The organism is Mycobacterium lepromatosis (assembly GCF_000975265.2).
Lineage (GTDB): Bacteria > Actinomycetota > Actinomycetes > Mycobacteriales > Mycobacteriaceae > Mycobacterium > Mycobacterium lepromatosis.
The window spans coordinates 2,717,447-2,730,756 of record NZ_CP083405.1 but is presented as its reverse complement, the minus strand read 5'-3'; the positions used below and the strand labels follow the sequence as shown (position 1 = coordinate 2,730,756).

Below are 13,310 nucleotides of genomic sequence, written 5' to 3'. Positions count from 1 at the left end.
CCGCACTTCGTTAATAACTGACTAACTTAATAACCGAGTTCGACGTCATCTTGCTGCTGCAGCGAGACGCTCTTCTGTTGCATGGTGCGGATCAACTCTAGGCCGGTGTGGTCGCCGATGTGCGCCAGCCGCGGGTAGGTATGTCCGCCAAAGTTGCTTTGACCGATCTGGCCATCTTTGGTGCGGTCGAACAACGTGGCGTAGGTCTCTAGTCCCCAAACGCGGTCCAGTGCCTCCTTGGCGTGCAGTTCGGCCATCTGCCAGTTGTTGAGGAATTTCTCACCACGCATCGTGTCGGCGAAATGGGTCCGCAAATCGTTCTTCGGGTTGGTATTGTCTATGGCGGTCCGCAACCGCCCTTGGCCATCACCGTGTGGGCCTCTCCGAACAGGGATTTACACACTACTGTGACCCGCCGACCCTTTTCACCTGTCTCGATAACCGCATGTATTATCGTGTCGTTGCCACCCGATCACCACCACGTCGTAGGAGTGGCGTTCGACCTCAACCATGGAACCTCGCTCAGTCCTTGCCGGTATTTCGACCGTCTTCTAAGCCAACAAATCCGATTTTTGTGATGGTGCTGTTAGCCACCAGCATGATGTAGAAGTCGGTCAGCGCCAATGCGCCCAGTGTGATCCATACGAATTGCATCTGACGGATGTTCAAGTTCCTGACCTGTGTTCCGATCTAGTACTGTATTGGGTGTTTGGAGAAATGCTTGAGTCGACTGCCACGGATGCGCCGACACGAATGGCACGAGATGGCGTATCATCAAAATAAAAGCACATTGGACACCAAAATGACGTTGTCTAAGCCGGAGGGTGGGTAGAACGCCATTGTCATGTCATGTCTTTCTCTCACCGAAACTGCCAGCCTTATATTAGGAAGAGGTATGCGGTGGGTGTTTTGGGTGATCAGCGTAAGCCAGGCTTCACCGGTGTATTATGCACCTGGTTCAGACACGCCCCCTCTGGTCAGTGATACAGCAAGTTTTGCATTATATCTGGTAGCAGGTAAGTCGAAACTCAAGCAGGAATGGTAATGCTAGTATTCCAGCAATCTACCATGGGAAAATGCCCCAACCAGACGCAGAAGTGCCTAGCTCCGGGCCCGCAGCAGATACTGATACACGGCAAATAGAACGGCATCAAGTAGTGGCATTAAGCTGCGCAATAGTTGCTACCCCAGAACACTCGGATGGTGGCATAAAGAATGAACGCCGAAAACCGATATTGATTATCAGAAACGGCAATCATTGCCAGTCAGTGTAGAGCGTTCGTTATGTTCTTTGGGTCTGAGCAGCTGAGGAAATACTGGCAGCAGGACCGGCTTGCCGTGGGTACGCTCATTTACTGGGATCCTTTTCCCGTGTTCCCTGCTCGGAGAGTACATTAGAGCGCCTCCCCTTTGATGTTCGGGGGGTTTGATTATCAGGATCTGCTGTGGCCCCCGACGCCTTCGTCGTCAACGTCACGCCAGAAGTCGCTGTCGTACTGGGTGTCGGGAATAGCGATTTTCTCGCTCGACTGTTGAACAGTGGCGCGAGCCAAGTCCAATTCGGATATGTCAGCATCAAGCAATTCGACGTCGCTGAGGATCCGATCAGCGTCGATAGCGATGCGACGAATTGCGGGACTGTCGCCGTATCTCGTCTTCAACGAAGCTACGGACCATCGCATTCTTCTGATGAGGTCGTGCAGTTCGGTGAGTTCAGTAGTGGCATACAAACGGATCTCCTCGGCAGACGGTGTGATGGATCACAGTATGCACCCGATACTACCCACGGCGCGGCCCTTATGTGAGATAAGTCATGTAGCGTAATCTACGAAAAGGAGAACCAACGGTGCCTTCATCGGGTCAGATCACGTACGCTGAATGGACGATAGCTCTGCTGGAAAGGACGCTGGGTCTGTTGTTCTCACCATGGGGAGTTGTCCGGTGGCCGATCGGATGGATGCGACGGAGCTGATGACCCCGTCCGGATTGATCTGCATCGCTTGGCGCTGAAGTTACTTAAGTGATAGCTATACGCTGCGCCTGGCCCGCGTCCGGATACCTTAAAAGCATTGGTGACCCGCATTGGTGACCCGCACCGTCAGTATACTGGCATCATAGGAAGCCGTGATGGCCTCACTGTTAACGTACTTGGTCAGCTGGAAGGCCCGGTGAAACAATCTGTGACGGACCTCACGCAGAGCGTGCGGTCAGCGCACTTCCGTCCCCGGTGTGCTCATCGCGATGTTCATCGTGAATACCCGAGTGCTCATGGTCGACCTTTTATGTTGACGTCTTTGTCCAAGTCAACACCCGACAGTTCCAAGTGACACTGCGTTGTCGCCATTTTTGACGCTTTGCGCTGCCGGGTTTAAGGTCGGGCTTACTCCACTCGGTAACGGGCTTGAACCAGTCCACCGTAGTGGGGCCGAAACGTCGCGTAGTCATCGTTCGGTGTCCCAGGTCGGTCGCGGCCACAGGACGAGGTTTCTCATCGACATTTTCTTACGTTTAGTTGTGAATCGTTGTGTCTGTCGCCTTGCTGGCCGGTCACTTGTATAAACATGAATTGACCGCGCTTAATGTCCATTGTGGGCGTTCGTTGGTGGCGGGTGGCGTTACACCTGCCCCTGTAGTGTGTGAGTATGCTGGCATACAGGGGTCATAATTCCGCGATTTTGAATTACTCCTACCTTTTCCCTTCAAGGTCATGGTTCCAGCCGGTCTGTAACGCGCATACGATGCGAACCGCCATTTCATCGTGGTCGGGCACAGCACTGCGGACCACCGGCTAGTGGAAGCGCTCCGTGCCCGCTACGCTGCAACTGAGTCAGGCGGGTTCCGGCGAATCACCATCCTGGCCGGGAAGGTCTATGCGGCTTGCGACCGCGTCGGCCTGATTGTTCCTATAGCGCTAGCTGGAATTGTGACTCGCTGGTGTTGCCTGGTAATGATTATGCCGCTGACGATCGGGTTCGGTTACTGTTCAACAACCTCGTCGTTAACATTGGCTGCGTGACAAAATCGGTAAGTAACCTCCTACGGCGAGTGGCATAGTTACGCCGCTCTGGTGCAGGTGGTCGAGTCATATGTTTTGTTCCGCTGATGCTCGGCTACGGCCTGTCCAAGTGTCACGTTTACCGTACAGTTGACGATCTTGACGCTATTCGTGGCAGGTGTCTACCTCTGCGTTAGAGGCCGGCCACGCGTGCGCTGGCGTGATCATTTGGTGGCGGCCTGCTGGCGTACGAGGCCGCAAACGCGCTGTGCCGGTTTTGTTTGCAGACACACGTCATCGAGATTATGCTGCGCTTGATGGCCTACTAAGGTGACGAGGTTAGTTGGCGCATTGCTGGCGTGGATGGTTATCGATCTCGGGGTAGCTGTGCATATCGGAACAGGTCCCTAATCGATTGACTCTGTTGAACATTCGAACGGAATCAGGTCGCTGTGGGTGTGCTTTACCTAGGGTCAGAACAATAAAATATTTATAGAAGCCGGGGTTGTGGTCCGCACTGCGCGGTGTTCGCGTCATGCGACGAGTTAGCCAGCGTGGTTGATGATCGCCGAACTGCACGGCATGTTCACCGGCTTGTCTTCCTGAACAAGCGATCCGGCTATTTACGCCGTAATCGAGTTCGCTGTGCTTGAGGGCCGGTGTTGTGGTCTGATTGGTCAACTACCACCTCTGCAGAGGTGGTAGTTGACCAGCTGCTGGACGAGACTGTGGAGTGTCCAAATGCGGACTGATTGAACAAGCTCAAACTGCTTAGTGTCGATGTGGCTAACTTCGGCGACATGATGGGTGCGACCGAGAACTGTATCGAAGTTGTCATTAATGACGCGGTTAACTAGACATACGCCAAACGGTGCCTTCCGATGACGCCAAGACCCTGCTTGATGGGGTACTGGTCGGCGGATACTGTATCGTACAGGGGGGTGTTGCTTCCTATGGTTTTACCGGTCAGCTCGGGGGTCCGCTCGAGCTGACCGCTCCAGCCCAGTGGACTAGAAGAACTACGGTACTGGTGGCGAACTGTCCGACGAGTGGACGACGATAATCACCTGCGCCGATGTCCCGTGTTCAGGGGCATGCACGGCGGCCGGGACTTCCTGTGAGTCGTGTGTGCCGTTGCCCAAACAGCTGTTGGAAACCGAAGGCGTGGAACAATCTAAAGCGCTGTGCGAGCACATCAGTCAATCGCGACCTGAACTCTTTGAAATAATCGGTGCCATCGAAATCTGCACGTTTTTGTTCTGTTGGGGCGCTTTGGCTGAGGAGAGTGTTGCAGCATCTGTAAACTCGTGATCGTAAGCAAACCTCGCATCGAACGGTTCGGACCACATTCACTCCGGCGAACTAGCGTGATGCTAGCTGTTCGCATGGCATAGCGTGGGGTACGTTGCCGACAAGCTGGAGCATCTGATTTTGATTAGGTAGCCCGCCCAAGACTGCGGGCTCTACACCAAGATCACTGTCGACCAGAGGGTCGACTTGCTCGGAGCCCATGTGGACCCAGCTGCCGCAGACCTGGAAACGGTTGGTGGCCGGCAGCATGTAAGCTCGCCACACCTATGGCAAGGCGATGCGTACGGTTAAGAGCTGTGTGGATAGTGGCTAGTTTCGCTACGGTCAGTCGGATTCGGTGCAACTGGCCATCTACCTGGAATTGCGCTAACGGAGTTTAGCGTTGTTGCCCAAGATCAAGCTGGTTGTCTTGAGTTGCTCGCGGGCGTGTTCCGAGGCGCGCGGTAAGGACGTGGGTATCATCACCACGTGAGAAGGGCTGAAACCGTTTACATAGGCGCCAACCAGTGGCGGTATGCTTGACCAAGCGGCTGCTGGCCAGCTGTTTGAACACCGAATGCTGATCCGCTACATCGACTGTTTTCTTATTTACTACATCCTAAACTGATGCCTGACTGCAAAGTCCCGCCTCGTGGATAGAATCGATACAAGGCGGGCTGGGGTCATCTGCTCGGGGCCGTGTGCGGCGACCCGTTGGGTCTAGCTGAGGAATTCGAAGCTGCGATGCAGCGTCATGTGCAGAACTACAAGTATGAATAGACGGGCTTGCTACAGGAACGAGGAAGGCTATCGCACTTCGACTCCGTCGTCAACGCTTCAGAAGCTGTTGATACGACCGTCACATTCATCGAGTACTCGACCGCAAAGTTCCTGCTCTCATTGGCGTCATGTAGTCCGTAAACGACATCAATGATCAAGGAGAACAACGATATTTAGGTGTGGCTGACCTCCTGTACATACGACTAACCAATTCCTAGTTGTGGTGTCGGTGTGCTGCTTTGATGACGTCATCCCCTCGGCGTTGTTCCGTTTTGACAACTGGTCGGTGCACGCAATAGGTAATGTTGGCCAGTTTTTGGGATAGTGGTGATCTCACGAGGGATCGTCGGCGACCGGGGTCGCGCGACGGTCAAATCGCCGATTCTGTAGCAGACATTAGTACTTGACAATGGTAGCTAATTGGCCAGTATGCAGTTTTTTGTGCCGTTCTACCCGGTACATGTAACTACTGAAGGTCACATACAGGGCCGCCTAGCTGAGCTAGCCGGTATAATCGGACAAAGATAGCGTTGCATCGTCAGGCCTATGGAGTCGACGAACACGTCCACCGACATGTAATGCAGCGGCTTGGAGCACATGATGCCCAAACTGAACGAGCTGCGATGCGTACAACGACGCCCGGATTACTATCCTGTTTCCCTCAGCAGCTTGAGCACCGGAACGATGAACATGGACTGCATGATTTCGGTGGTCTTGACCAGTCTAGTCGACGAGACGGCACTGGCGGCAAAGGGACCTCCTTCGGAGACATCCCATGTGGTGATCAGTATGTACGGCTTCCGCCTTTCTAATGTTTTACGCTTCTGGTGATGATTCAGTCGATGCACTCCACTGTGCCGCAAGGCAAAAGCAGTATCTTTACCACTTGGTCGAGAAGTTCTCACGAGGGGTTCGTGTTGCCAAAGGCATGTAAAACAACCCATCGTCCAGCAGATAGGAGGCGAGTGTGATGCGGCTTGAATCTTGGGCGAACTTCCTTCCGTGCCTTTGTATGCCGTGTATACGGTCTTGTTTACTTGTCGACTGCCAGTGGCGGCAAATGTTAAGGCTACTGGCGATCCGATCGATGCAGATAACAGCGCCGTACTGTTCCCGCAGTTAGGCTTGGGTTCTTTGATCGGATGTGATGGCTTCCGTACGAAATCATCGTATCACCTTAGAGATAAATTGATTTCAATATTTGGTAGGCTAGCTTCGGTGAATATCTCTCTTCTCAGAACCAAAGCTGGGATGACCCCGACGTTCGGGTTTCCACTGGCACCGGCATGGGATGGCAGATTGGTGCGTACGTGGCATCCGCTGGGACAGCAACGCCGAGGTTACGATAGACCTGCGGTCGGTGGGCATTCGCTTATTAGGTAGCGAAAACGCGGAATGCGTCTTGCTCAGTATGAGGTCAAATACGTCGAGAAACGCTACCTGAACTGTAGCACCGATTAGTGTGTTCATCTGGGCCACAAGGTTTCCAACAAGCGGAATACCTCCCGGTTTTCGGATGCCGTGTTCCGCCAGAATGAGATTCATCGAACACCTGTTAAGGTATTGCTCGCGAATCAATAATAAAGTCGACTACAATCTTGACAATGTTCTTGTCTACCAAGACTTTTTGGCAGTAAAGCATAGCTGTGTCAACCGTGTGCGGTTCGTTTTTCTGTTTGGGCATTAGACGTAACAAGTAATTGCGTGAGGTTGTATTGCCCGGGAGCTGGATCAGTGCTCGCAGGGTTGACATCGTTGCACCCCACCGCGCCTTGACCGAGCTGTCTACCTACATACAGGAGTAGCGAATTTCGATCACATGGCCGGTCCGCAATGACGGTGGTCGACCGCAGCGGTGGTAACTGCTACACAATGTGTCCCCAACTGCATTCACTCTGGGCTATGACGTAGGATACTCATCTGGGTCAACGGCTGAGCTGTGAACGGGCATACGCACGCTACGTGCGTATCGGTGTGCGGCACTTTCAGCGGTTTGTCCTCGAACTCTAATTCGCTGTTGCGTTCGAATGCTGCCACTGCCGCGGGCGTCTAGGTAGAGTTCACCGCGTCGAACTGTCGGTTAGGTAATGGAGCTGACTAGTTGGTCGAAGTAGCCCCCAACTGGAGCTGGTTTACATCGGTATACGTGGATGAGCACTACGTAGGCACCCGCGTGCAGCTCACCGAGCAAATCAGAAATGGGTTCCAAGTTGCGCCGCCTTGTGCAAATGGGCGACGAAAAATTTAGCGAGTGCACCGGTTTCGAGCAAGGATTTCAATACCTCGCGTGAAGATTCGGATTTCGGTTACTACGCCATATCATTTAGGCCGTTGGTGAGTAACGTTACGGTCACCTTCAGTCAACGGGCAGCTAGCCGTGTGCTGGACAGCGATGCAATCAGTGGGTTTGTTAGCTCTCAGCAGTCGTTACTTAGCTGCTAAAGCTGATACCAGCGTGCTCTACCTATGATATAGGGCGGTTTTCACTTAAAATTAAATTTTTTGCAATGTATTTCACCATAATCAGGCAGTGCGATTATGGTGATAGCCGGGGTAAGCTAGACATCTGTTTTTTGGTTGCGCAATAACGCACATAGTTTCTCAGCGCAGTTGGCCGGCGTCCTACAATCCAATCGCCGGTCAGTGGCGCTAAATCTGGCTGGACCTTAAGACCTATGTCTTCCTAGGAAGTTTCGTTCGTGTTACCGAGCGATTGCTGACACATTGCTTCATGCCGCGGCAGTGATCACATGTGATCAAGTTAAGCAGGGGGCTCACCCTTCGAGACACCGTAGGCCGAGGAGTTCGACGGACATTTAACGTTCAAGTCAGAAGCGCTGCCACAACTTAACAGCCCAGGAATATCCTAATACACCACCGTCTCGGTGCCGCTCCTAAACTAGCACTAACGAAGTACTAAGTTGATTCTCATGCCGCCGAGTGCACTGCTCATCGAAACAGCTCGCCACCCTCGAAGTTCGGCGGAGTCATTTTAAAGACCTACCCATTTCCAATCCCGAATAAAATGAACAGTCTCAGGAAACCGACGCCGGAGTTGAGCAGTATGGACACGCCAGCGGCTGCCCTGTGATCGTCAAAGGTGCTGCTGTTGAACAGCAGCCTGGTTCTTGACGTACCTCCTGTTGCCCAGGGTGACGCGGCTACTGTCCATACGATCGGTTAGCTTTTCACCCTAGATCCGTGACAAATACCCCGCTAGCGTTACGACGTAAGGCGATCTGTGCGGTATGTAGCGCTGCGTCGCCAATCCCCCTGAAACTGTAGAATTTTTTGTAGGGAGGTTGATTCTTGATGTGAAGCCGAGAGCTTCGCTATTCGGGCGGGCAGGGCTCTGTGCTTGCCAGTGACTCCTGCGCGGTGCTGGGCGAGAAGAACAGCAGCGACGTAGCCGCCTCCATCTGGGCTCATGCCGCTCGCTCGTGGGTCGGATGTCGCGTTGTTCGGCTGTTTGCAGATGTGTTCGTAGTCGATCGGACTGAGCATGCCGTTGGTGGAATGGCTATGTGGCCTGTTAATCTGTTTGGTCCAGCCGACAACTAAGTGTAACATTTTCTTACCGGTTATAGAAGTGGTTGTTAAGCACTCATTCCCATTCAATGGTAGAGTTAAAAGATTCTCCGACAGCATTGTTAAAAGCAGACCTGGCACGCCCCATCGACTGCGTGACACCGCTTTGATCGGTGTGGAAAATCACCCTGGCCACCGACCCACCGGGAACCGCGATGGCCATACACCACGTTGCTTGCGCCAACGCGGCGTTGTGGTGGATGTCTATGGCAAAATTGGGCACTCGCCGTGATGCAGATTCAGCACCGAGGCCAGGTGTAGTTTGCCTTCATCGACCGAAATCCTGGTCAGACTCAGCCATTCACGCCACGTTCGGCTCCTCACGCGGAGTGAAGTCCCGGCGTAGCAAGTCCGATGCTCTACATGCCGATTTATTTCAGCTTGGTGGTGCCGCGCCGGCAGTGTGTGCGTCGAACTGCCAAACCCTGCTCGCACATCATCACTGCCACGGTGTTGGAGGCGACCCGCTAGCCCATTGTCCACAGATCGGTAGTGATACGCGGTAAGCCACCCCCATGAGTCCACTTGTGAAACTACGCTTGTGCCGCGCCCACTGTCCAGTATGACACCACTGCGGGATACCGTGCCGCACCTTCTCTGGGTAGGACTCGGCGCTGCCAGGCTCACTGCTGCATCGCTTCCTTGACCCAGAAGGCCGCCGAGTGCTTGAGTACATCGCGCTTTATCGCCAATTCGGCGTTTCTTTTTGCGCAGCCGGTTAAGCTCCTCGCGTTCGCTCTGTTTCAACGGGCCCTCACCGGTCTCGAGCACGCCGGTCCAGATTCGCCCACAAAGCCCAGCGTGTCTTCATGCAGCCCCAGCTCCCAAGCCACCTGAACGATCGGCTTACTCATATCCCGAACGATACGAGACCGCGCTCTCACAGAACTCTCGATCGACACTTCGCCGTTCCACCACCACCACCACCACCTTCAAGACGATATATCTTCGGTACGAAGGGGAGTCATGCTTGGCAGTTTCCCACTGGTCATGAAGTTGAACTGCAACACCTGGCTGAAGACGATCCAGGAGTTGAATAGGTAGATCTAGAGTAGACAAATCACATAGATATGGCGTTTTAGCAGGATTGAGCGCCGGTATCTGGGTTGTTCATGAACAATGTTGCCGTGACGCTGGCGATAGCTAGGAAAACCAGGTAGACCCCGCCACACTCAGTAATTGGTGGCCCGCGGTGGCGAATACCAGCAAGCTGACTAGCTGGATGACTGGCACCTCAAGGTTACCGTCGGCGGCATTGGTGGCTAACGCTGCGCTCTTGAGCAGCTCAGGGTCGAAGGCGTTCACGTTGACCAGCGTGCCGCGTAGTTGTGTTGCCCCTCAGCGCCGCATACAGCACGTACGGTCACAGCGGCACGCCAGAGACTGGTCAGCAGCACGATGCTGCCTAACGTCGGGATAAGCAAACACGAATGCCGAGAACGTGGTCCGGGTACGGCCCCCAAAGGGGGCAATTCCCGAAGAGTAGGGGCTGCCTTCCACCACCATTGTGCAAAACAAATTGCGGCGGGCGATCTTGTTGTTACCGATCTCATCGGTTTGTCAAAGCAGGTCGTTGCGCAACATCTAAGCCTTTGTGACGACACGACCCGGCGGCGATCACAGTAGGTTACGTTTCGCTTCGCGCCCATCGACCGCCCAGCCTAAGTTGTTTCAACCAAGACGGCATTAAGGCATACCAAAGAGGTACTTTCCAGGAGGGTCAACTGGCTAACAAAGCTGACACTCCTCCCCCCTTGCTGATCTGTTACCTGACGACCTCCAGGACGCGCTTATCAAGATCTGCACCTACGGTGTGTACTAATTTGGGCCAAGTTTTGTTGTTCTTGTGGGACGTCTAGTCAGTGTGAACATGTGGTCGAGTCGCTCGTCGACGCTGATCTGGTTATGGGCTGGTGAGTCTGTAGCCAAGCTTGACGTCGGGGTCCGACCTGTGGAAGGGCCACGTACTACTGCTTCGAGCATGCCGGTCAGAATTTTGCTTCTCTTGAATGAGGACTTTGGACGATCTATCCACTATGTAGTGGGATGGATTCAATTGGAAAGCAAGCCAAGTGGCAGCACAACGCAGGAACAAGCCAGAAGCTTGCGGTAGTGTCGGGTCCGGGGGAGAGAGATTCCTGAAGCCGAACACGAATAGTGATCGACCAAATCGGGGCGACGGTTCAGCCGTGTGTGAGACGTGCCCGCACGCACCGGGGCCATAGTCGGCCATAGTCGAGTTGGCCCAGCAGCTCATCGAGGCCGGCATCGAGAAAGTTACCGTCGAGTCCACCGCGGGCTACTGGCGGATCTGGTACTACCTGCTAGGGGTGGCGTGGCTGTCCGGTGCAGCTGGTCAAGACCCGGGATGTGGAGAATGTGCTGGGCTGGAACAGGACTGATAAGCTAGATGCGGTGTGGTTGGCCAAGCTGACCGAGAAGGGTCTGCTGGGATCAGTTTTCGTGCCATCGGCCAAGTTCTATCCGCTGCTTCTCTACTACACCCGCCTGTGGGTGGATTTGACCCGCGACTACACTTGCTATTGGCAGCGGCTAGAAAAAACTGTTCGAGGACGCGCTGGTCAGAATATCGTCGGTGGCCTCAACCCTGATCACGCTGTCCACACGGGACATGATCGAGGGCCTGATTGTTGAGCTACCCGCCGACACCCGGGCCATCGATCACCGCACCGGCGCCGATGCGCACGGAGCCAGCACAGGTACCGACATCACTCCCGATCCCAACACTGGCGGCGCCAAACCGATTCTGGTCGACCCCGCTATCGTTGCAGAATGCGTTATCAGCACCGTTGAGCATCTCACGGAATTTTTGAGTATTAGCGTTAGCAGTGCGCAAAACATCCTGACTGAGGTCGACACTGACATGAACCGCTTAACCAGACGTGAACGCCTAGTCTCATGGGTCAAGGCTATGCTTACGGACAATTTCGTCCGGGCCGGTTAGCGGCGCTGACAAGACCAGCAAGAGCAACCCATATCTGATAAGGTGTACTCGGCGAGGCCGAAGTCGCCAAACTTGCGATTACCACTCCCACCGCCTAGTCAAAAGCTGAGATAGGCTACCGGGTTACCATTAGCCCTGTCCTGCCCCATACGCACTCTGCAAAACGACACCCAATTCCGCCGGGTCGCTTTCGCCTAACCACTAGCCCTAGTCATTTTCCTGCTAGTCAGGACAGGTTCGCACTAGGGGGCGTACCACGCGTCGACGCGCACCGGCGTCGAACAGCTGGGTAGTGCCTGTGACGTAGTGGGCCTCGTTGAAGGCGAGGCAGAGCGGGTGACCATCAAAGTTGCCATTAGCGTTGAAAGAGCGTGGGTGCTGTTTGTGTCACGCGGATTGCATACGCCGCGGCGCCCCAGATCGGGGGCTTAGCAAACGAGGATGGATGAAGATTGTGCACACTGCTACCTCAGGAACTGAATTTTTCACACGCGATACGCAAGTATCAGTTGACAGCTAGTTAATAACGCCATTGAAGAACGTGCGGATGTCGGCGCCTGCGTGCCTCGAAAATCTATGGAACCGTCTTATATATCGAGCTATTATCGCCACTGGACAAGATGAATAGTGTGGAGAATTTGGTTAAGTAACCGAATCATCATGCCGGCAGTGTGTGGATACCGCCGGTGTAGAAAATGAAAATTTATTGCGCTGGAAAGTATTACCGAGTCCAGTCTACTTGTGCAGGAGGCGTAGAGGATGATCAGCCCACCCCCGGCGCGGTTAACGATATGGTTGCCGTAGACGTTGGATATTTAGACCGAGAGTTGGAGCCAGAAAAGTGATTTGTTCCTAATGCGGTGAACGCTGCGCCGTGCTTTGACTGTCGGCAATGCGTGTATCTGCAGCACTGGGCCAAATGCGAACGAGAGCCCGACATAAGGTGGCGACGGCGCCGATGTAGATCAGCAGGATCACCCAGATATGCGGCCCAGAGAGCACAGCCAGCAAGGTGCTCATCGCGATGCGGTATTAATCAAGTTTTCCATGCAGCGCGCTGTGTTGATTACGGTGACCTCCAGCAGCACTAGCCATACCGTACACACCCAGTAGGGCTGTTGGTCACCCACCGTCGCGATCACCGGCAGGCCCACCAGAGCTAGATCACCGGTACCTCCAGGTTACCGCCGTCGGCGTTGCGAGTCAGTGCTCAGCCCGTTAGTCGCTGCGGAAAACGCGTTGATGTTCGTCATGGATGAGGCGCAGTTGCTCCCACTGAAGCCGGCAAAGGCCGCACACTAAGTACGGCCACAGCGGCAGACTGGGATTGGCTAGCAGTAGTAGGCGTGTGCTGTAGTAAGCGTGTGCTAATGGTAGGGATCAACAACAACACCGCGAAGATATGGTCCAGTTAAGCCCGCCGAACCTTGCGGTGGCAAATATGTAGGGGAATCGCAGACATCTTCCGACCAACGTCGCGGTGGCGCTTAGCAGGAACTTCTAGCTTGTCTAAAGGCTATCCACGGACGTGGGCATGAACAGCATCATCACTTGACCGGATAGACCAGGTAGAGAACTCGATATGATCGGCGACGATCAACCAGATCAAGTGGCGACAGGCTATGCTTTGGTTGTCAGCCTCTTAGGCCGCATTGTTTTCGAGGTACCAATCTGATAGTAGGTATGAATGGT

Annotated in this window: 8 protein-coding genes and 3 pseudogenes; 4 read left to right on the top strand and 7 right to left on the bottom strand. The window is 54.1% G+C overall.

Annotated elements, in window-relative coordinates; all coding sequences use genetic code 11:
* Positions 1–29: 29 nt before the first annotated feature.
* Together MLPF_RS17985 and MLPF_RS12960 are read right to left on the bottom strand one after the other, a co-directional pair.
* Positions 30–512 (bottom strand): annotated as a pseudogene (locus MLPF_RS17985) (FAD-binding protein); the annotation flags it as partial.
* A gap of 921 nt (positions 513–1,433) precedes the next feature.
* Positions 1,434–1,682, bottom strand: coding sequence for a hypothetical protein (locus MLPF_RS12960; RefSeq protein ID WP_420329663.1), 249 nt, complete (start codon positions 1,680–1,682; stop codon positions 1,434–1,436).
* Positions 1,683–2,758: 1,076 nt separating this feature from the next.
* On the opposite strand from MLPF_RS12960, the gene MLPF_RS12955 reads away from it, so the two are divergent.
* Positions 2,759–3,016, top strand: a complete 258-nt coding sequence (locus MLPF_RS12955; RefSeq protein WP_236685228.1) for a hypothetical protein — start codon at positions 2,759–2,761, stop codon at positions 3,014–3,016.
* 318 nt (positions 3,017–3,334) lie between these two features.
* Here the strand turns inward: MLPF_RS12955 and MLPF_RS12950 are convergent, their stop codons facing one another.
* Positions 3,335–3,676 carry a hypothetical protein gene (locus MLPF_RS12950; protein WP_236685227.1) on the bottom strand — a complete coding sequence of 114 codons (342 nt, stop codon included), beginning with the start codon at positions 3,674–3,676 and terminating at the stop codon, positions 3,335–3,337.
* Between the two features lie 1,599 nt (positions 3,677–5,275).
* Here MLPF_RS12950 and MLPF_RS16565 point away from each other — a divergent pair.
* Positions 5,276–5,593 (top strand): annotated as a pseudogene (locus MLPF_RS16565) (nitrite reductase (NAD(P)H) small subunit).
* Here MLPF_RS16565 and MLPF_RS12945 read toward each other — a convergent pair.
* Both MLPF_RS12945 and MLPF_RS12940 read right to left on the bottom strand, forming a co-directional pair.
* A pseudogene (locus MLPF_RS12945) lies at positions 5,542–5,951 on the bottom strand (TetR/AcrR family transcriptional regulator). The pseudogenes MLPF_RS16565 and MLPF_RS12945 sit on opposite strands and share 52 nt — an antisense overlap.
* A gap of 3,845 nt (positions 5,952–9,796) precedes the next feature.
* Entirely contained in the window at positions 9,797–9,958 is a 162-nt protein-coding gene (locus MLPF_RS12940; RefSeq protein WP_156147309.1) for a hypothetical protein, read from the bottom strand.
* Positions 9,959–10,999: 1,041 nt separating this feature from the next.
* Between MLPF_RS12940 and MLPF_RS12935 the strand changes: the two genes are divergently transcribed.
* Both MLPF_RS12935 and MLPF_RS12930 read left to right on the top strand, forming a co-directional pair.
* On the top strand, positions 11,000–11,308 hold the full coding sequence (locus tag MLPF_RS12935) for a hypothetical protein (protein WP_050039385.1): 309 nt from the start codon (positions 11,000–11,002) through the stop codon (positions 11,306–11,308).
* A complete protein-coding gene (locus MLPF_RS12930) occupies positions 11,250–11,618 on the top strand; it encodes a hypothetical protein (protein ID WP_156146889.1) in 369 nt (122 codons plus the stop codon). Before MLPF_RS12935 ends, MLPF_RS12930 begins: the two co-directional genes overlap by 59 nt.
* A gap of 852 nt (positions 11,619–12,470) precedes the next feature.
* Here MLPF_RS12930 and MLPF_RS12925 read toward each other — a convergent pair.
* Positions 12,471–12,638: a hypothetical protein gene (locus tag MLPF_RS12925; RefSeq protein WP_156147307.1), complete on the bottom strand. Its 168-nt coding sequence runs from the start codon at positions 12,636–12,638 to the stop codon at positions 12,471–12,473.
* A complete protein-coding gene (locus MLPF_RS12920; RefSeq protein ID WP_156147306.1) occupies positions 12,635–12,772 on the bottom strand; it encodes a hypothetical protein in 138 nt (45 codons plus the stop codon). The genes MLPF_RS12925 and MLPF_RS12920 overlap by 4 nt, the downstream gene beginning before the upstream one ends.
* Positions 12,773–13,310 lie beyond the last annotated feature (538 nt).

Bases quoted from the DNA above. Each gene is read 5' to 3' on its own strand.
- MLPF_RS12925 (WP_156147307.1), bottom strand. From the start codon at position 12,638: ATGAGCACCTTGCTGGCTGTGCTCTCTGGGCCGCATATCTGGGTGATC.
- MLPF_RS12960 (WP_420329663.1), bottom strand. From the start codon at position 1,682: ATGCGATGGTCCGTAGCTTCGTTGAAGACGAGATACGGCGACAGTCCC.